This is a genomic window from Schleiferilactobacillus harbinensis, from assembly GCF_008694105.1.
Classification (GTDB): domain Bacteria; phylum Bacillota; class Bacilli; order Lactobacillales; family Lactobacillaceae; genus Schleiferilactobacillus; species Schleiferilactobacillus harbinensis.
The window spans coordinates 1,866,160-1,884,679 of sequence record NZ_CP041364.1 but is presented as its reverse complement, the minus strand read 5'-3'; the positions used below and the strand labels follow the sequence as shown (position 1 = coordinate 1,884,679).

Here is an 18,520-nt window from a genome sequence, read left to right as displayed (position 1 = left end):
ACACGGTGAGTGCAGCTGCTCGCCTTTGGTGCGTCACCAAGCAGAAAGGAAAAATGATATGGTATTGCAAGCTGTTTTGCGTGTGAATAATGAAACGGATTTTACTTTTACTGCCCGACCGCAGTTTTCATGGCAATTATTCGGGGGAGAGAAGGGGCTGCATCAACAGCACTACTTGTTAGAGGTGGCGGCAGATCCTGATTTTTACCATATTCTCTGGCAAATTGAGCGGAATGGCGCGCAATCCTTTGGGGTCAGCATGCCAGCGGTTCAATTGCAACCGACCGCCGAGTATTACGCCCGGGTGCAGGTCCGCACGAACCAAGGTACAACGGATTGGTCAGCCCCAGTGCGCTGGGCTGATCCCCGGACAACTTGGCAAGCTGGCTGGATTCGGCCAGTCAAAACACAAATTGGCGGACCCAAGAAGCAGAAACGGCCATACACTGCCCAGAAAGAATTTACGATTCAGCATCCAGGCCAGCGGGCGATTTTACGTCTTTCTGCCCTAGGGATGTACCATGCCCAGCTCAACGGCCAGGACGTGGGTCGTGATTATTTCCGGCCAGGCTTCACGGATTACAGTCAGCGAGTGCAGTACCAGAGTTATGACGTCACGGCATTGCTGCAAAGGACGAATACTTTGCGTATCGAAGTGACCGAAGGCTGGTATTCCGGGCTCTATGGCTGGTGGGGCGGTCATGATCTATTTGGCAATACCAACGCGGTAATTGCGCAATTGGAGATCGACGGCCAGGTCGTGGTCGGCACCGATGCGTCTTGGACGCAATGGTATGGCCCCCGGCAGTACGCTGATTTATATAACGGCGAGGAATATGATGGCCAGAGCGACTGGCAGCCGGTTGGGCAGATGGTACCGTTTCCTTACAGCAAAGCGGTGTTGGTGCCCCAGGAAGGGCCCAGTGTGCGGGTGTTGAAAAAGATCACCCCGCAACGGCTCTTCCATGATCCGGCGGGACATTTGGTTTTGGACTTGGGCCAAAATATTGCGGGTTGGATCGCGTTTAAGAACCAACATGTGGTTGCCGACACGGTCACGTTGACCCATGGTGAAGTGTTGGACCAGCAAGGAAATTTCTTCCGGGATAATATTCGGGCGGCCGCTGCCGAAGATATTTATCACCTGCCGCTTAACGACGGTCAAACGTATCAACCGCGTTTCACGTATCACGGCTTTCGCTATGTGCAATTGACCGGATTCGCGGATGACGTCCCTGTGACTGATTTCACCGGGGTGGCCATCAGTAGTCTGCATCGCCAGACCGGCACGTTCACCACGGATAATGCCGCGATCAATCAGCTGCAAAGCAATATTCTCTGGGGTCAGCGGGATAATTTTGTGGAGATTCCCACTGATTGTCCCCAGCGCGACGAGCGGGCCGGGTGGACCGCCGATGCCCAAGTCTTCATGCCGACCGCGAATCTGAACTATGATACGCAACACTTTGTGAAACGCTGGCTGCGCGACTTCTTGCCGGCTCAGCAGGCCCAGGACGGTGCGTTGCCGGTGGTCATCCCGGATATTCTGCGCGGCGGGTTCAACGGAACGACCGGCGTTTGGGGTGACGCCGCCGTGCTGATTCCGTGGTACATCTATCGCACTTATGGCGATATTCAAGTCCTGCGGGACCAATATACCAGCATGCAGGCGTGGGTCAATTATGTGCGCCGGCGAGGCACCGAGGAAGGGCTGTACAATACCGGGGCCCAACTGGGTGATTGGCTGGCCCTGGATACGCCAGCGGGCAGCTATCACGGCGGTACGGACCAGAACTTTGTGGCGACGGCCTTCTTTGCCTGGTCCACAGCGGTGCTGGCCAAAACGGCCTGGCTGCTGGGTAAAGTGGCCGATGCCCATGACTATGAACAATTGCATACGAGTATTGTTGCGGCTTTCCGGCGGACGTATTTGGCTGGTGTGACACCAAAGAAAGATACCCAGACCGCCAATGTACTGCTGTTGCAGTGCCAGCTCGTGGAGAAAGGAGAGCGGCCCGCCGTCGCCCAGCATTTGGCCGATTTGATTCAGAAGAACGGCGGTCATTTGGATACCGGCTTTGCCGGGGCACCGTATCTTTGCCCGGTATTGTCCGCGAATGGTCAAACCAAGGCCGCTTATGATCTGCTTTTCCAGGAAAGTTATCCGTCGTGGCTCTACGAAGTCCAGCAGGGCGCAACGACGATGTGGGAACATTGGGATAGTTTGAAGCCAGACGGCAGTTTTTGGAGCAGCGATATGAACTCGTTTAACCATTACGCATACGGGTCCATTGGTCAGTGGCTGTACGAAACCGTCGCCGGGCTCCATGCTCAGCGGCCCGGCTACCAACGGTCGGTGATCGCGCCCCAGCCCGACGCCCGTTTTGGTCATGTGCAGGCCGAGATCAATACGGTATTTGGTCCGTTAGTATCCGACTGGTATTTGCGTGATGGGCAATTCACTTTGACCGTCACGATTCCGGCCAACACGACGGCCCAGGTCGTCCTGCCCAATGGAGCCGGGCAAGAGGCAATGGTCCTGGCCGCGACGGCACAATCGGCTCAGTTTACTGATGGTACATTGCGCCGGCGGACGATTGATTCCTTTGGCGTCAAATTTCAAGAAGCCATTCCTGCCGATGCGGAACTCTGGCCCGTAGCCGCCGCTGACTTAGGCTTTCTTCTAGGATCCGGCACGTACACGTTCCATTATGCGGTCTAAAATCCGTCATTGACAGCAACCGCTCCCATACCCTATTGTTACCGCAACAAGGGAATGTGGAGGAAAATCATGACGTCATTTAAAGTACGCAGTTTTGTCTTGATCCTGCTGGCGTTCGTCCTGGGGTGCAGCGAGTTCATCATCGTGGGCGTGCTGGACGACATCAGCACGGAGCTGCACGTCGGGGTCTCAACAGTCGGTTATCTGGTGACGATTTTCGCGCTGGTTTACGCGGTCAGTACGCCGTTTGTCACGTCGGCAGTGGGCCAGCATACCCTGTATCGGTTTATGCTGTTTTTGATGGGGATCTTCATCATTGGCAATGTGCTCAGTGCGGTGGCGTTCACGTACCCCGTGTTGGTCGTGTCCCGGATCATCACCGCCATCGTTTCCGGGCCGCTGATTTCCATCGCATTGACGTTTGCTAATTACATTGCGCCAATAAGTAAGAAAGCCTGGCTGATTTCCTGGGTCTTCTCTGGATTCAGTATTGCCTCGGTCTTCGGCGTGCCGCTGGGTACTTGGATTGCAACGGCGGCCGGGTGGCGATTGTTGTCGTCAGCGTGCTCACGATGGCGCTGATTGCTTTCTCCCTGCCGCGGGATCTGCGCCAGCGGCGGCGGACGCAAGCAGCCGGGCAGGGGCAAAGTGCCGATGGCGTCATGGCCCTCTTCAAGGATCGGCGGATCCAAATTGGCATGCTGATGCCGATGGTCAGCATTGCCGGGGTCTATGTGGTATACACCTATCTGCGGCCGCTGCTGTCCCGCAACCTGGGCTTCACAACTAATGTCGTCACGATCCTGCTGTTCATCTTTGGGGTGATGTCCCTGATCAGTAACCAGCTCAGCGGCCGGCTGGCTGACAATGACGGCCTGCTGAAGATGCCAAAGATTTTCGGCGCCGAATTGGTGTTGATGCTGCTGATGCCGCTGGCGTTGACGAACCGGGTGACCGGTTTGATCGCGCTGATGCTCATGGGCGTCGTGATGTATCTGATCAATTCACCGATTCAGATGCATTTTCTGGGCGTGGCCGAACGGGATTATCCCCAAGCCATTGTCATGGCGTCGTCTCTGAATTCCATCTTTGCCAACTTCGGCATTGCCCTGGGCAGTGCCACGGGCGGTTTGATCGTGGATCATTTGAGCATGCGGGTCACCGGGTTTGGCGGGGCGGTGTATATCTTGGCCGCACTGTTGCTGGTAATTTGGTTGAATCGGGTGAATAAGCAAGCGGCGGAGGCGGTGCCAGTAAAGCAGGTGCCGACTGGGGCAGCCGCTAAAGTGCAGAAGGGTTAGAAAAAGGAACAGCCGTTATCCTGGACGTTGAACGAGGGCGTCGAGGATAACGGCTGTTTTTAGGGCCTGGGTTTTGACGGCCGAAATCTAGATTGAAGCTCATAGTAAGGGCAACTCCTTAAGACGATGTTACATAAGAGATGTAGGGCAAAACAGGCTAAGCCTGTGCGGACTTCTTATTTGGTGCAGAGTCGCTATCTGGTTTTTTTGAAGTGCCATACCATTTCTTTTGATCCTCGTCGAACTTTTTGGCGACATCTAAATCATGGCGCAGTTCCTGTCGGATTTGCTCACGTTCATCGTCACTTAGCCCATCTAGCCATTTCTGAAATGTGGCGGAGTCGGGTAATTTGTAACTCACGATGGGGCACCTCTTTCATCAACCGAAAAGGGCTTACTATTTCCAAATTGTAGCATGGCAGACGGTCCTTGAACTGTACGAACGCTCGGATAATCAAGTACAATGAGGCTATCTGATATTGACGGGTGATAACATGCATGCACTTTCAATCAAACAGCCCTATGCTTGGCAGATTCTAACCGGCGATAAACCATACGAATATCGAACGTGGTTGCCGGGCACAGTGCAGCAGTTTCTATTGGTCAGTTCCAGTCAGCCATCAGCGATGGACTTCGGCTGGGGCTTGGCCAATGGCTATGCGCTAGCGGTGGTGGATATCACCGGCACACCGCAATTGGAAGACGATGGCAGCTATGCTTGGCCGGTCAAAGTGCATGCGGCGGTGACTCCTTTTCCGGTGAAAGGCAAACTGCATTTTTACGAGGTCGCAGACGCTCAAATCCACCAGCACCCGGAATGGGCAGCAGATCTCCGGCAATATCAGCGCGGCGCATCAGTCAGCGATAACTCGGCGTTCTATCGCGACTACTTGGCCCCACTGGCGGCTGTTGGGTTCAGCCAGATGCCGCTGAAATACCAGAAAATCTATAATACGACCCGGAGTTGGGAACAAGTCGGGGCGGTGTGGGCGCAAGCCAAACGGCAATAGCTGTACCGCCAGAGAAGGGAGCCAGGCCGATGAAACGACTGCATGATTTCTAAGTACCAAGAAAGGGTGCTTAGAATGAGTCGAAGTTACAAACATTTTCCCTGTGTGAAGGAGTTCAACCGCGGAATGAAGGCCGCCACGAATCGGCGGCTGCGGCGCAAGCTGAAGTGCGGCGTGTTCGATGAGGTCATGGCCGGCAAGAGCAATGCCTATCGGCGGCTGTTTGAGAGTTGGGATATTTCCGACTATGCGTTTCGGAGCAGTGCGCAAGAGGCACTGCAACAGACCCGTGATGTGTATCGGTGGACTACTGTTTACAGTACTACCGTAGTGGATATCAAGGATCGAACAACTTGGATTGAAAGTGAGAAACAACTTTGGCTGCCAGTGATCGTACCTGTGAGTTATCGGGAAACGGACCAAGTGCCAGCCAATTGGCATCCCCGACACCCCAGTGCACGGGCTTGGCGGTTGAATCAGAATGTTTGGCAATATGTGCGGGACTATTTACGCAAATAGTATAGTGTAGAACCAGCAAAGCGGCCCAAATCATCCACGATTTGGGCCGCTTTGCTAGTCATCCGGGTTTTATCTTTTTACACCGACGGCCTTCTTGAACAGAAAATTACAGCAATCTGGAGTCGCTTAGCCAATATCAAATTGCTCGGATAAGACATGATACTTGCTAATAGTGATTGCAACCGGATTCACGATGTGCTAGCCTATTACTGGAGTTAGTACGAATAAACAACCAACCCATCATTCAACCTTGGAGGTCATTCTATGACGGTTACTTATCACGTTGCCAAAACTGGCGCAGGCACTAATCCCGGCAGTGCCGCCGCCCCATTTCTCACCATTCAGCAAGCAGCAGACATCGCGGTGGCTGGTGATACCGTGCTGGTCCATGCCGGTACGTACCGGGAGTGGGTCAAGCCGCGGCACAGCGGTCTGAATCAAAACGAGCGCATCACATACGCCGCCGCCCCAGACGAACACGTCACGATCAAAGGCTCAGAAGTGGTTAGAGGCTGGCAAAAACAAGCCGGCGCAGTCTGGGCCGTGACGGTACCTAATACGTTCTTTGGGGACTATAATCCCTTTGCCCACGCCGTTGACGGCGATTGGCTGGTGTACCCAGAGGACCGGTCGGCCCACGAGGGAGACGTCTACCTGAACGGCCATTCGCTATTTGAGGCGCATTCTTTAGACGAAGTGGCGCATCCGCAACGCCGAGAAAAGAACCCGTTCCATCTTTATTGGGGTTTGGACGAGAAAATTCTAGATGCGGATGGCACCGTGTTTGTTTGGTATGCTCAAGTTGATAATGAGACGACGACGATTTACGCCAACTTTGGCCCGGCTGATCCCAATCAAGAAACCGTGGAGATCAATGTCCGCCGGTCCTGCTTCACGCCGGAGGCGATTGGCCGCAATTACATCACGGTCCGCGGTTTTGAGATTTGTCAGGCAGCAACGCCCTGGGCACCGCCGACAGCTGACCAATTGGGGATCATCGGGCCCCACTGGAGCAAGGGCTGGATCATTGAAGATAATGACATCCATGATAGCAAGTGTTCCGGTATCAGTCTGGGCAAAGAAGCCAGTACCGGCGACAACGACTTCACCAAAACCCGGCGCAAACCGGGCTATCAGTACCAGATGGAAGCCGTCTTCAAAGGCTTAGCGGCCGGGTGGGATAAGGCCCGCGTGGGGTCCCACATCGTGCGCCATAACCACATCCATGATTGCGGCCAGACTGGCATTGTCGGCCACATGGGCTGTGCCTTCTCGGATATTTACGGCAACGACATTGCCCGCATCGCGATGAAGCGGGAATTCTGGGGCCATGAGATCGGCGGCATCAAGTTCCATGCTGCCTTGGATGTTCAGATCCACGACAATCATATCCATGAGTGTACGCTGGGCACTTGGTTGGACTGGCAGACCCAGGGCACGCGGGTGGCGCGCAACGTATACGACCACAACGACCGGGACCTCATGGTGGAAGTCAGCCATGGGCCTTACCTGGTCGACAACAACATCTTTGCGTCGGGGTACAACTTCGACAACATGTCCGAGGGTGGGGCCTACGTCAACAATCTCTGCTGCGGCGCAATTGGTCTCAACAAAGTGCTGGACCGGGCGACCCCGTATCATTTTGCCCACACCACTGAAGTGTTAGGCACCCAGCCGATTTATGGCGGGGACGACCGCTGGTATCAGAATGTTTTCGTGGGCAGAAATGACGACCGGTTATACGGCACCGCTGGCTATAACGGCCACCCCACGTCTCTGGCGGCGTTTATTCAGGCGTACGAGGCGAAAGGCGGCGACGTTGAGACCTATGCGCAACTGGCGCAGCCAGTCTACATTGATGCCAATGTGTATCTGCATGGGTCTAAGGGCTACGATGAAGAGCGGCACAGCGTGAGCGATGCGGTTGATCCCCAGATCAAAATCAGCGAGGAAGCAGACGGCTTGTATCTGACCATTACGCTGCCGGCCAATTTCACCCAGGTGCCCACCCGGCAGCTGGATACCGCCGCGCTGGGCGTGCCCCGGGTCGTGGCAGAACCCTTTGAACATCCGGATGGGTCGCCATTGATGATCGCCCAGGATCTGACCGGTGCGATGTTGTCTGAAAAGCCGATCCCTGGACCGATTCAAGCCCTGCAACCGGGTCTTAACCATATCAAGATTATGACCAGAAATTAAGCCGCAGTGAGTCTGGCATTTTTTGATCGATGCGGCATGGGAGCGCCTTTTGGAGGGAGTTCGCGGGGCACTGGGTATTTCCCAGTGCCCCTTTTTGAATAGCTCTTGTACCAAAGTACCACTAGCAGTAAAATATCCTTCGCGCCAAATTTGTGCGGTCAAAAATACTGATGAAAATGCATGTAAGCGGTTGACTTGTCCGGTCAAATATTTTACACTTTGCATTGGATATATGAGTTAGCCAATTAAGTTTAGCGGAGCCGGGTGCACTGCATCCTCTGCCATGAAGGAGTGTCAATCAATGTTGTTAACAGTACCCAATTACAAATTCTGGTTCATCGTCGGGAGCCAAGCCCTGTATGGTGAAGACGACTTGAAGTCTGTCCGTAAGGATACCGAGGTCATCATCAAGGCCTTGAACGATAGTGGCAAGCTGCCTTATCCGATTGAATTCAAGGAAGTCGCCATTGACGCCGAGACTATCACTTCTGCGATGAAAGAAGCCAACTACCGCGACGATGTGGCCGGGGTCATCACTTGGATGCACACATTCTCACCGGCCAAGAACTGGATCCGGGGCACGAAGTTACTGCAAAAGCCGCTGCTGCACCTGGCGACGCAATTCCGGGAAGATATTCCTTGGGATACCATCGACATGGACTATATGAACCTGAACCAGTCCGCCCATGGCGACCGGGAATACGGCTTCATCAATGCCCGCCTGCGCAAGCATAACAAGGTCGTTTACGGCTACTGGAAGAACCCGGAAGTCCAACAAGAGATCGCGGACTGGATGGACGTTGCCGTTGGTTACAACGAAAGTTTCAAGATCAAGATTGCCCGCTTTGGCGATAACATGCGCAACGTCGCCGTCACTGAAGGCGACAAGGTTGAAGCCCAGATCCAGTTTGGCTGGACTGTTGACTACTGGCCGGTTGGCGACTTGGTTGAACAAATCAACAAGGTTTCTGAAGTCGACATTGATAAGGAATACGCTGATCTGGAGAAGAAATACGATCTGGTACCGAGTGCCGGCGACAACGATCCGGAATTCTTCAAGGACCATGTCCGTTATCAATTGAAGGAAAAGATTGGCATTGAGCGCTTCTTGGATGCCCGCGGCTGCACTGGGTTCACCACGAACTTCGAGGATCTGCACGGCTTGAAGCAATTACCGGGGTTGGCTGTGCAATTGCTTCAAATTGAAGGCTATGGGTTTGGTGCTGAAGGGGATTGGAAGTCTGCGGCATTTGGCCGGTTGTTGAAGATCATTGCCCACAACAAGCAGACGGCCTTCATGGAAGACTACACCTTGGATCTGCGTCCGGGCCACAATGTTATCTTGGGCTCGCACATGCTGGAAGTTGACCCGACTTTGGCTAGCACCAAGCCGCGGGTTGAAGTACATCCTTTGGGCATTGGCGACAAGGAAGACCCGGCCCGCTTAGTATTTGACGGCTCTGAAGGCGACGCAGTGGACGTGACCATTTCTGACTTCGGTGACGAATATCGGATGATCATGTACGCGGTTGACGCCAAGAAGCCGGACGTTCCGGCACCCCATCTGCCGGTTGCCCGTCAGCTCTGGGTACCGAAGGCCGGCCTTAAAGAGGGCGCGACCCAATGGATCCAAGACGGCGGCGGTCACCACACGATCCTGACCTTAGCCTTGAGCACCACGCAATTGGTTGACTTGGCCACGATGTTTGGTTTGAAGTATTCTGATATTAAGTAGTTGCGCCGACAATAATCCGCAGTTGCGGGAATAATTGCGCCATCTAAACCGGCCGATAATCCACCCGTATGGATTGTCGGCTGGTTTTTTCTTAAATTGAGCAAAGGAGCATTTTTAAAATGAGTAGTGAAACGATCAAGCAAGAGATTCAGGCCGGGCAGACAGTCTTAGGCATTGAGCTGGGCTCGACCCGGATCAAGGCGGTCCTGATCGACTCCCACTTTGAGACGATCGCCGCGGGCAGCTTTACCTGGGAGAATAAGTTCGTGGACGGGATCTGGACCTATCCGCTGAAGGAAGTCTGGCAGGGGCTGCAATCTGCTTATACCGAATTGACCAACAAGATTCGCGCTGAATATGGTGTTTCCATTACCAAAATCGGCTCCATCGGGGTCAGCGCCATGATGCACGGCTACCTGGCTTTCGACAAAAACGGCCAGCAACTGGTGCCGTTCCGCACCTGGCGCAACAACATTACCGGCGAGGCGGCGGATCAGCTGACGAAGCTGTTCAACTTCAACATTCCCCAGCGCTGGAGCATTGCCCACCTGTATCAGGCCATTTTGAACCAAGAAAAGCACGTGGATCAATTGGACTTCATGACCACGCTGGCGGGTTACGTCACCTGGCAATTATCTGGGGAGAAAGTCATCGGCATCGGTGACGCCTCCGGGATGTTCCCGATCGACGAACAGACCCATGATTACAACGCCAAGATGATCACCCAATTTGAAAGCTATACCGGCGTGCTGGGCCATAATATCAAGATTCGTCACCTGTTCCCGAAGGTCTTGCTGGCCGGTGACCGGGCGGGGATGCTGACGGCAGCCGGTGCGAAGCTGCTGGATGCGACCGGCACGCTGCAAGAGGGCGCGCTGATGGTGCCGCCGGAAGGCGATGCCGGAACCGGCATGACGGCGACTAACGCCGTGCGCAAGCGGACCGGGAATATTTCGGCCGGGACGTCCGCTTTTGCCATGGTCGTGCTGGACAAGCCGCTGAGTCAGGTCCACCGGGACATCGACATCGTCACGACGCCGGATGGCGCGCCGGTGGCGATGGTGCATACCAACAACTGTACATCGGACATCAATGCCTGGATGGGGCTTTTCGCTGAGTTTGCTAAAGCGACTGGCCAGCATCTGAGCGCTGATGAGCTGTACAAGACGCTCTTCAACGAATCCACTAAGGGTGATCCGGACTGCGGCGGCGTGCTGAACTTCAGCAACGTCTCGGGTGAAAATATCACCAATATCCAAGAGGGCCGGCCGCTGTTCGTGCGCACTCCGAACTCCAACTTCACATTGGCCAACTTCATTAAAGCCCAACTGTATTCGGCCTTTGCCCTGCTGAAGATTGGGATGGATATCCTGACGAAGAAGGAACACATCCACACGGACGCGATGATCGCCCAGGGCGGCATCTTCCGGACCCCGAAGATTGCCCAGCAAGTCTTGGCCGATGCGTTGGACATTCCGATTACCCTGATGGCGAATGCTGGCGAAGGCGGCCCGTGGGGCATGGCCGTGCAGGCCCTTTATGGCCTGAATAACGCCGACCACGAGTCGTTGGCCGATTACTTGGATCACCAGGTCTTCGCTCAGCCGGAGAGCACGACGCTGGATCCGGTGGCGGTTAATGTGCAAGGCTTCGACGACTATATCGCCGTCTACCAGAAGGCGCTGCCGGTGGCGGTGGCCGCGGGGGACGACATCCAGGACTACCAGCCGAGCAAGCAGGTGACAGAATGACAAACACCGACGGCGGTTACTTGTTCATTCATTTCACCGGTACGGAACACCCCGCCAGTGGTGAACAAATCTATTTTGCGACGGCTTGCACTGGCATGATTTGCACCAGCAGCAGCCCGTCTTGACCTCTGACGTCGGTGAGATCAGTTGATGTGGCAAGGCTTGTCGTATTTTATTTTTGCCCTCAGCTATGTTGTCACTAATTCACTGTTCGCCTATTATGTCCAATACGTTTTAGGCCGCACCGATAAATTCTATATGGTAGGCATTATCACCACCGTCTTGGGCATTATCTCTGTCGTTCTCTTCCCCAGCATTGAATTGGCCGTCAAGCGGCGGGCCATTTATGTTGGCGGGATCTGCTTAATGCTGATCGGCTACGTGACCTTCCTGCTAGCAGGAAGCAATCTGTTACTGGTGTATATCGCGGTGGGTGTTTTCTTCTTCCCGTATCCGATGATTTTCTTGGCCGCATTAATGACGATCACGGACAGTGTGGAGTATGGCCAATGGAAAAATGGAACGCGCAATGAATCCGTGACGCTGTCCGTCCGGCCGCTGATCGATAAGCTGGCCGGGGCACTGGCCAATGGGATGGTGATCCTAGCGGCCGTCAATTCCGGGATGGTCGGGAAGGCCAAACCCAGCAGTATTCACCCGGACCAGCTGCTGAAGTTCAAAGGGTTCATGTTCTTTGCCCCGATGATCCTGTTGGTGCTGGCGGCGTTCATTTACTTGGCGAAGGTCAAGCTGACGGAGAAGAAGCACCAGGAGATCGTCAATGAGTTGCAAGCGAAGCTGAGTGCGGAGCAAAATAACTAGTCAGAAAAACACCCCAGCCCACTCTCGGAAAAACGAGAATGGACCGGGGTGTTTGCGTTAATGGGTCTGCGCTGCGATTTTCTTGCCAAATTCAGTCTGATCGAAATGATCAATGATGTCTTTCAATTCGTCATGGCGCAGGCTGGCGCCGAAGAGGGGACTGCCGGGTTCGGTCATGATGCCGTCGGCGATCGTGTAATGGACGACGGTGTCAAACCCCATGCTGTCCACGAAGGCGGCCACGGTATCGACGGCCTCGCGGTCATCACCAGTGACGAACAGGGCCTTGCGTTTCGGGTCGCCCTTGGGCCGGGCTTCTTCCTGCAAGTTATGGTAGCCCATGTGATTGAACGTTTTGACGATCGTCGCGCTCTTGAAGTAGGCCTGGACCTGTTCGCTGGACGTGGCTGATGGATTCAGGACTTCTTCGCGAATGCCGTCAGTTTCCCACCAGTAGTTCATGGCATCAATAACCAGCTTGCCCTTGAGTAAGTTAGGATCGATGTTCTTGTACCGGCTGAGGGGAATCGCGAGAATAATGATGTCGCTGTTGGCGACGACGTCGGCGTTCTCCGAAGCAATGGCGCCAGGAACCAAGGTCTTGATGGTTAGGGCGATCTTTTCGACCGCCCCGGAGCCGGAAATGCGCACTTCATAGCCTGCATCCAAGGCGAGTCCGGCGAGAACGATGCCGACTTTTCCGGCGCCTAAAATACCCACGCGTTTAATCGTCATTATTTCACCGCCGCCGTTTCTGCTAAGATTTCCTTCACCCGGGGGACGACTTTCGTGCCGTACAGTTCAATCATTCGTTCACGCTGGGCGGCGGTTTGGTTGCCGGCACCGTAGACGATATCGAAGCGGCCCAGGCCGAGTTGGTCAATCGTCCGAGCCATGCGCTGCGCGACGATTTCTGGGGTGCCCACGTAGAATGAGCCGACCTTGGTTTCGCCGTCGAATTGCTCCCGGCTCATTGGTGCCCAACCGCGGGTCAGGCCGATCCGGTCGAAGTTGGCCTTGATGTTCTTGTAGGCCACTTCTAAGGCGTCATCCTCATCATCTGCGATAAACCCGTGGGAGTGGACGGCGATCGGAAACTCCGGCTTGCCCAGCTGCTGCGCCGCGGTATGATATAGATCAATATACGGCTTGAAGCGGCTGGCTTGGCCGCCGATGATGGCAATGATCACTTTGTAGCCGACCTTTACGGCGCGGATGATCGACTCCGGCGAACCGCCAATGCCGATGTAGGTTTCCAGCTTGCCGTGTTCAGTCTTCGGGTAGACATCTTGATCCTTCAGTGAGGCGCGGAATTTTCCTGACCAGGTAACCGGCTTTTCGTTCCGCAACAGGTCGTACAAGCCCAGCTTTTCGTTGAACAGATCATCGTAATCGGTCAGATCGTAGCCGAACAATGGGAAGGATTCGGTGAACGAACCGCGGCCCAGCATGACCTGGGCGCGGCCGTTGGATAAGGCATCCAGGGTGGCGAACCGTTCATAAACACGCACTGGATCGTCGGAACTGAGCACCGTCACGGCTGTCGCCAGCTTGATGTTCTTGGTTACCGCCGCGATCGAGGCCAGGACGGTTTCCGGACTGGACACGCTATAATCCGGCCGGTGATGTTCGCCGACGCCCATGACGCTCAAGCCGAGCTCATCGGCCAGTTGGCCCTCCCGGACAATTTGCCGAATAGACTGCGCGGCGGTCTGCAAACTGCCGTCTTCATTGGCAACAATGTCCCCGAACGTTTCCAACCCGAATTCTAAGTGATCGATATCTACCATTGCGTATGGCCTCCTATATCTGGTTGCTTACTTTTTGTAAGTGAATAATTATATAGTATGGCATTTTGTGGCGAATGGCAACCCTCAGTTTTTTCCGAGCAGGTATTTTTTGCGTAATGTAATGGGTGATGAGGGAAAATGGCCCTCGTCGGATCCGCAATTAGAATTGGAGGAAACCGGATGGTGTTACAAAAAGTGCGACGCGCTGGTGTGGCAAAAGTTGACGATGAATTTTCTCTCGGTGTATACTTGATGTATACAGAAGGAGATGAGCAGATGACGGTAAAAATTCGCAAGGTCGGCAATTCCAATACGCTCACCGTGCCAAACACGATTCAGCCGCAAGCAACGGAATATGATGTCTATCAAGGCCGGGATGGCGTGATTGTTTTTGTGCCTAAACATCAGAATCCTTTCCGCGATGAGGAATACATCAACACCCATGATTTGACGCAAACCGAAGAAATCGGAGGAACGCTCATTGGCCGCGAAATTCCAGAAGACTGACGCCTACATTCCAGATCAGCAAGACATCATTTGGCTCGATTTTGATCCGGCGGTGGGGCATGAGATTCGAGATCGGCGGCCCGCGGTGGTGCTGAGTAATAAAGGGTACAGCCAGCTGACCAACCTGGTGGTCGTGGCGCCGATTACGCATGCCAAGAAAAACAAATTGCGCAAGAACGGATTTTTTGTCCCGGTCAATACAGAAGACATTGACGGGTACGTTAATCCATTGCAGTTTTTCACTTACGATTACCAAAAACGCCGGGCAGAATATGCTGGCTTTCTGCAAACAGCGGATTATGTCACCGTTAAACAGACTGTGTTAGACATCTTGGATTAGCATCAACGAGGCTCAATTACGCAACGGCAGCGTGATTGGTTTTTCTTTTTAAGTAATAGACTACAAAAGAGATCATGGCGTGTTAACTTTAAGGGAGCGGCTAATAGAAAGAAGGTATTTTCCATGTCTGAAATTCCTACGATTACTTTGCGTGACGGTTTACAATTGCCAGCGATCGGCTTCGGCACCGCCGGTATGCGCGGTGCGCAAGGCGTCCAGGCCATCGATAGTGCGATTAACCAAGGCTACCGGCTGATCGATACCGCCTACAATTACGAGAACGAGGGCACGGTGGGCGCAGCGGTCCGCCGGAGTCCGGTGCCCCGGTCGGATTTGTTCATTTCTTCTAAGCTTCCCGGTCGTTATCACGAATACGGCAAGGCCGTCACGGCCATTCAAGAATCGCTGTACCGAGCGGGCTTAGACTATTTCGATCTGTACCTGATCCACTGGCCGAATCCGGAGCGGAATCAGTACGTGGATGCCTGGCGGGCGTTGATCGATGCCCAGAAGTTCGGCTTGATCCGGTCAATCGGCGTCAGCAATTTTGTCCCGGAATACTTAGACCGGTTGGAGAAAGAAACCGGTGTGCTGCCGGCGGTGAACCAAATCGAGCTGCACCCGCACCACAGCCAGCCGGAGCAGCGGGACTATGATCGCGCCCACGGCATTGTGACCGAGGCCTGGAGTCCGCTGGGCGGGAAGGGCCCGAAGACGCAGCGGATTCAAGAAACCTCGGTGCTCCAGGATTTGGCAGAGAAATACCACAAATCCGCTGCCCAGATTATGCTGCGCTGGGAGCACCAGCTGGGCGTACTGCCCTTGCCGTTGTCCCACAATCCCGGACGGCAGGCGCAAAACTTGGATATTTTTGATTTCAGTCTGACTCCTGATGAGGTGCAGGCTGTCACTGAACTTGATGGGGAACGGCAGGTCACTGGTTACGGTGATCCGCGGACCCACGAAGAATTGTAAGTTGGACAAAGAAAAAAACCTGACGGTGGTTCGCTGCCGTCAGGTTTTTGCGTAATGTATTGGTAGAGGAAAGAGACTGCAACAAGTTCGACAATGGCTTCTGCCTATTATATACTGCATATGGAATTATTTGCAGTATATAATAAGCAAAAAAAGGAGGGATACTGGATGGCCCAGCCGTTGAATCGACTCACAAACCAGTACAGTACGTTCACGTTTGCCACAGCCAAACGTTTTGGTGTGACCCAGGCGATGCTGCAAAAAGCAGAACGGCATGGCGATTTGCGCCGCACTGAACGGGGCGTTTTTGTCGTCACCGGATTTCAGAGCGACGCCCTCAGCATGCTGAGCCAGCGGTTCAGCCTGGGGGTGTTTTCGGGTACGACGGCGCGACAGTTTTACGATTTATCGGATGAATTGTCAGCGTATTATGAAATGACCTTCCCCCGGGGCTATCACAATCCAAGTCTGGCTCGACATCATGTGCGCCCGCGTTATCAGATCCCGCAGCGGTACCAGTTAGGAATTGAAGATGCGTCCACACTTACGGGTAATCCGGTGCGGGTGTACTCAATTGAACGAATGGTGTTGGAGACATGGGAAGATAAAAACGCTGACGTGGAAGTGCGCCAACAAACAGTACAAGAGTTTATCCGCCGATACGGGCAGGATTACCACCGACTGGCGGAAGTTGTCCGGCTTGCAGAGGTCCTCTATCCCAAGACTGGCTTAATTGCCACCCTGGAGGTATTTACATGACCGAGAATCGAGGCTTGGATATTGTCAACCAGCGTGCTGATGAGTTACATGTCCCACGCCAACAGTTTCAACGGTTGTTCTATTTAGAACAATTGCTTATTCAGCTTTCTTCCTCGGAGTACCGGAATGCTTTTATCTTCAAAGGCGGTCTAGAAATTCAAGAAATGTTGGGCATCCGCCACCCATCATTCAATTCTTGATCAATCAAAGACGGTGCAGTTTAGGACTTTTCCGCAAGAACAAATCATTGCCGATAAGGCTGTAACCTTGTTGCAACGTGAAGAAGCCAATACAAGAGCAAAAGACTCGTATGACTTGTATGCTTTAACGACAATGGAACAGAAAGATTGGGACTGGCCAAGCTTGCGTACGGCATTCGCAAAAACTGCGCGTAAGAAGGGCTTGCCATTGCCAACGCTTACTGAGTTGTCTGACGTTCTGGTCCGGTTGAAAAACAGCAACGCTTTACAATCCAATTGGGTTCGCTACCAGAAAGAGCACGAATTTGCGCGGGGAATAGATTACGAGACTGTGATGGGTACAATTGGTGATTTGCTTCAGCGACTTATCAATATCGGCAATTGACCAGCAATCCACAGATAATCTTTTAAGTTGGACGAAAGAAGACCTGACGGCAGCGACACAACCGTCAGGTCTTCTTTCGTAATGCACTGTGATACGGGCAGAAAACGGTCACATGTTTTTCTAAATTCCCAATATGAATGAAACGTTAAACAATGTTGTTTTCGACGGGTCAGTAGTCTGCTCGTTCTCGACCCACTGGACCATCATCGAATGTCCCGTATTTTTCGCGCAACGCTTTAAAGTCAACGTGAGAAAATGTCCCGTCCAGCCAGGGATTTCCTTTGACTTTCTTATGTTCAAGATCAGTCTCGTCAGTTTTTGGATAATTCCTAACTTGATGAGCAATATGGGACTTCGAAATCCGCCTCTTAGTATTGTGAGTCATGGCGTATTCCCCCTCACAACAAGTATATACTGCTGAGCAAGAAAATTCCGCTATCTTGGCTCCGCTTGAGACGAAGCTGTTATACCCTTGAAGGCAGGGGAAGGGCAAAAGAATCATTCGGGGTCATGATCAACCGCTGATTCTGGAAAGACAGTTGATAAACAACATACCCCGACTGATTATAATCTTCAGCGTTCCACCGATTGCCCCAGTACAACAACTGATCATCCACCGGCAGGACAAACGTCGGCTGACTGCCATAAGTCGTTTTGTCGCCGATAGTCACCAGATCAGTCCAGTCGCCGTCAATTCGATCAGCACTGGCGTATTGCCCTTGATTCGGCGCCCAGCCGGTACAGAACGAACTCAACATATAATACCGGCCATTTTGCTTGAACAGCGCCGGCGCTTCCCGGTATTCGCCGTTCCACAACCGATTGACCAAGCGCTGGACATTCAAATAGTCGTCGCTGAGCCGATAAATGTGCATATCGGCATTATCCCGGGCCGTGGAAATAAAGTAGGCCGCGCCATCATCATCTTGGAACAGGGTGCAATCCCGGGACATGAAGCCGAACGGCTGGAAGGACCCGTGGTAAGTGAATTCGTCTTCCGGACTGGCTGCCGTGGCCACCGCTGCGGATGCTTCCCGGTAATCCACACCGTTTTCGTAATGGAGCCACATCACATATTGTTTGGTCTGCGGGTTGTAGAGTACTTTGGGCCGTTCCAAGTTCACCTTGTGCTGCGAATTGCCTAGGTTCAGCGTGGCCCGTACCCGGGTCTTGGCCATGGGCGATTCGGTGGTCAGACTGTGCCGGACGAATTCCCAATTGATCAGATCTTTCGAGCGGTAGCAGCTCACGTAGTAATTCTCCCGCCGATCCTCGCCATACCAGTAATACGTATCCGCCACTTTGATAATCGTGCCGCCATGGGCGTGCAGCGGGGCACCGGCAGTATCGGTCCAGACGGCACCATTGCGTTGTTCAGTCAGCATTTCTTGCGTCCTCCTTGATGGTTGTTTTCACTGTCCATTGTGCCGAAGAAAGGTGGGCACTTGAAGGCGTAATTTGCAGACAAAATAGGCGAATTTGAAGAAACAGTCATTATGCCTTGT

At 53.5% G+C, this 18,520-nt stretch carries 18 protein-coding genes and 2 pseudogenes; 15 read left to right on the top strand and 5 right to left on the bottom strand.

Annotated features, from left to right (window positions below; translation table 11 throughout):
- Nucleotides 1–58 precede the first annotated feature (58 nt).
- Entirely contained in the window at nucleotides 59–2,722 is a 2,664-nt protein-coding gene (locus FMM01_RS09475) for a family 78 glycoside hydrolase catalytic domain (protein ID WP_150392347.1), read from the top strand.
- Nucleotides 2,723–2,791: 69 nt separating this feature from the next.
- A pseudogene (locus FMM01_RS09470) lies at nucleotides 2,792–4,023 on the top strand (MFS transporter).
- 157 nt (nucleotides 4,024–4,180) lie between these two features.
- Here the strand turns inward: FMM01_RS09470 and FMM01_RS09465 are convergent.
- Nucleotides 4,181–4,384 carry a hypothetical protein gene (locus FMM01_RS09465; protein WP_150392346.1) on the bottom strand — a complete coding sequence of 68 codons (204 nt, stop codon included), beginning with the start codon at nucleotides 4,382–4,384 and terminating at the stop codon, nucleotides 4,181–4,183.
- A 133-nt stretch (nucleotides 4,385–4,517) separates the two neighbouring features.
- Between FMM01_RS09465 and FMM01_RS09460 the strand changes: the two genes are divergently transcribed.
- The 7 genes and pseudogenes from FMM01_RS09460 to FMM01_RS09430 all read left to right on the top strand — a co-directional run.
- Nucleotides 4,518–5,033 carry an ASCH domain-containing protein gene (locus tag FMM01_RS09460; RefSeq protein WP_190973324.1) on the top strand — a complete coding sequence of 172 codons (516 nt, stop codon included), beginning with the start codon at nucleotides 4,518–4,520 and terminating at the stop codon, nucleotides 5,031–5,033.
- Between the two features lie 75 nt (nucleotides 5,034–5,108).
- Nucleotides 5,109–5,552: a hypothetical protein gene (locus tag FMM01_RS09455; protein ID WP_190973323.1), complete on the top strand. Its 444-nt coding sequence runs from the start codon at nucleotides 5,109–5,111 to the stop codon at nucleotides 5,550–5,552.
- Nucleotides 5,553–5,816: 264 nt separating this feature from the next.
- Nucleotides 5,817–7,751 carry a right-handed parallel beta-helix repeat-containing protein gene (locus FMM01_RS09450; protein ID WP_150392344.1) on the top strand — a complete coding sequence of 645 codons (1,935 nt, stop codon included), beginning with the start codon at nucleotides 5,817–5,819 and terminating at the stop codon, nucleotides 7,749–7,751.
- Nucleotides 7,752–8,055: 304 nt separating this feature from the next.
- The gene (gene araA, locus FMM01_RS09445; RefSeq protein ID WP_150393267.1) at nucleotides 8,056–9,486 is read left to right on the top strand and encodes an L-arabinose isomerase; all 1,431 of its coding nucleotides are present in this window, start codon (nucleotides 8,056–8,058) and stop codon (nucleotides 9,484–9,486) included.
- Nucleotides 9,487–9,605: 119 nt separating this feature from the next.
- Nucleotides 9,606–11,237 carry a xylulokinase gene (locus FMM01_RS09440; protein ID WP_150392343.1) on the top strand — a complete coding sequence of 544 codons (1,632 nt, stop codon included), beginning with the start codon at nucleotides 9,606–9,608 and terminating at the stop codon, nucleotides 11,235–11,237.
- Nucleotides 11,234–11,362 (top strand): hypothetical protein, encoded by a 129-nt coding sequence (locus FMM01_RS16645; protein ID WP_263405048.1) that lies wholly within the window; start codon nucleotides 11,234–11,236, stop codon nucleotides 11,360–11,362. The genes FMM01_RS09440 and FMM01_RS16645 overlap by 4 nt, the downstream gene beginning before the upstream one ends.
- Before the next feature lie 16 nt (nucleotides 11,363–11,378).
- Nucleotides 11,379–12,059, top strand: a pseudogene (locus FMM01_RS09430) (MFS transporter); the annotation flags it as partial.
- A 57-nt stretch (nucleotides 12,060–12,116) separates the two neighbouring features.
- Here the strand turns inward: FMM01_RS09430 and FMM01_RS09425 are convergent.
- Nucleotides 12,117–12,797, bottom strand: coding sequence for an NADPH-dependent F420 reductase (locus FMM01_RS09425; protein WP_150392341.1), 681 nt, complete (start codon nucleotides 12,795–12,797; stop codon nucleotides 12,117–12,119).
- A complete protein-coding gene (locus FMM01_RS09420) occupies nucleotides 12,794–13,849 on the bottom strand; it encodes an LLM class flavin-dependent oxidoreductase (RefSeq protein ID WP_150392340.1) in 1,056 nt (351 codons plus the stop codon). The genes FMM01_RS09425 and FMM01_RS09420 overlap by 4 nt, the downstream gene beginning before the upstream one ends.
- Nucleotides 13,850–14,029: 180 nt before the next feature.
- On the opposite strand from FMM01_RS09420, the gene FMM01_RS09415 reads away from it, so the two are divergent.
- From FMM01_RS09415 to FMM01_RS09390, 6 genes are all read left to right on the top strand, one after another.
- Complete coding sequence (locus FMM01_RS09415; protein ID WP_223849916.1) at nucleotides 14,030–14,356, top strand: antitoxin of toxin-antitoxin stability system; 327 nt, start codon at nucleotides 14,030–14,032, stop codon at nucleotides 14,354–14,356.
- Nucleotides 14,331–14,696 carry a type II toxin-antitoxin system PemK/MazF family toxin gene (locus FMM01_RS09410; protein WP_027827652.1) on the top strand — a complete coding sequence of 122 codons (366 nt, stop codon included), beginning with the start codon at nucleotides 14,331–14,333 and terminating at the stop codon, nucleotides 14,694–14,696. The genes FMM01_RS09415 and FMM01_RS09410 overlap by 26 nt, the downstream gene beginning before the upstream one ends.
- Nucleotides 14,697–14,819: 123 nt before the next feature.
- Nucleotides 14,820–15,671: an aldo/keto reductase gene (locus tag FMM01_RS09405; protein ID WP_150392339.1), complete on the top strand. Its 852-nt coding sequence runs from the start codon at nucleotides 14,820–14,822 to the stop codon at nucleotides 15,669–15,671.
- Between the two features lie 168 nt (nucleotides 15,672–15,839).
- Nucleotides 15,840–16,430, top strand: coding sequence for a type IV toxin-antitoxin system AbiEi family antitoxin domain-containing protein (locus FMM01_RS09400; RefSeq protein ID WP_150392338.1), 591 nt, complete (start codon nucleotides 15,840–15,842; stop codon nucleotides 16,428–16,430).
- Complete coding sequence (locus FMM01_RS09395) at nucleotides 16,427–16,630, top strand: hypothetical protein (RefSeq protein WP_150392337.1); 204 nt, start codon at nucleotides 16,427–16,429, stop codon at nucleotides 16,628–16,630. Before FMM01_RS09400 ends, FMM01_RS09395 begins: the two co-directional genes overlap by 4 nt.
- Nucleotides 16,631–16,643: 13 nt before the next feature.
- Nucleotides 16,644–17,015: a nucleotidyl transferase AbiEii/AbiGii toxin family protein gene (locus FMM01_RS09390; protein WP_190973322.1), complete on the top strand. Its 372-nt coding sequence runs from the start codon at nucleotides 16,644–16,646 to the stop codon at nucleotides 17,013–17,015.
- A gap of 169 nt (nucleotides 17,016–17,184) precedes the next feature.
- Here FMM01_RS09390 and FMM01_RS09385 read toward each other — a convergent pair whose 3' ends face one another.
- Nucleotides 17,185–17,400, bottom strand: coding sequence for a hypothetical protein (locus tag FMM01_RS09385; protein WP_150392335.1), 216 nt, complete (start codon nucleotides 17,398–17,400; stop codon nucleotides 17,185–17,187).
- A gap of 79 nt (nucleotides 17,401–17,479) precedes the next feature.
- The gene (locus tag FMM01_RS09380; protein ID WP_150392334.1) at nucleotides 17,480–18,400 is read right to left on the bottom strand and encodes a family 43 glycosylhydrolase; all 921 of its coding nucleotides are present in this window, start codon (nucleotides 18,398–18,400) and stop codon (nucleotides 17,480–17,482) included.
- Between the last annotated feature and the right edge of the window lie 120 nt (nucleotides 18,401–18,520).

Excerpts from the sequence above, each read along its gene's own strand:
- FMM01_RS09405 (WP_150392339.1), top strand. The coding sequence starts at position 14,820 with ATGTCTGAAATTCCTACGATTACTTTGCGTGACGGTTTACAATTGCCA.
- FMM01_RS09440 (WP_150392343.1), top strand. The coding sequence starts at position 9,606 with ATGAGTAGTGAAACGATCAAGCAAGAGATTCAGGCCGGGCAGACAGTC.
- FMM01_RS16645 (WP_263405048.1), top strand. The coding sequence starts at position 11,234 with ATGACAAACACCGACGGCGGTTACTTGTTCATTCATTTCACCGGTACG.
- FMM01_RS09400 (WP_150392338.1), top strand. The coding sequence starts at position 15,840 with ATGGCCCAGCCGTTGAATCGACTCACAAACCAGTACAGTACGTTCACG.
- FMM01_RS09460 (WP_190973324.1), top strand. The coding sequence starts at position 4,518 with ATGCATGCACTTTCAATCAAACAGCCCTATGCTTGGCAGATTCTAACC.
- FMM01_RS09385 (WP_150392335.1), bottom strand. The coding sequence starts at position 17,400 with ATGACTCACAATACTAAGAGGCGGATTTCGAAGTCCCATATTGCTCAT.
- FMM01_RS09455 (WP_190973323.1), top strand. The coding sequence starts at position 5,109 with ATGAGTCGAAGTTACAAACATTTTCCCTGTGTGAAGGAGTTCAACCGC.
- FMM01_RS09395 (WP_150392337.1), top strand. The coding sequence starts at position 16,427 with ATGACCGAGAATCGAGGCTTGGATATTGTCAACCAGCGTGCTGATGAG.
- FMM01_RS09380 (WP_150392334.1), bottom strand. The coding sequence starts at position 18,400 with ATGCTGACTGAACAACGCAATGGTGCCGTCTGGACCGATACTGCCGGT.
- FMM01_RS09420 (WP_150392340.1), bottom strand. The coding sequence starts at position 13,849 with ATGGTAGATATCGATCACTTAGAATTCGGGTTGGAAACGTTCGGGGAC.
- FMM01_RS09475 (WP_150392347.1), top strand. The coding sequence starts at position 59 with ATGGTATTGCAAGCTGTTTTGCGTGTGAATAATGAAACGGATTTTACT.
- FMM01_RS09450 (WP_150392344.1), top strand. The coding sequence starts at position 5,817 with ATGACGGTTACTTATCACGTTGCCAAAACTGGCGCAGGCACTAATCCC.
- FMM01_RS09415 (WP_223849916.1), top strand. The coding sequence starts at position 14,030 with ATGGTGTTACAAAAAGTGCGACGCGCTGGTGTGGCAAAAGTTGACGAT.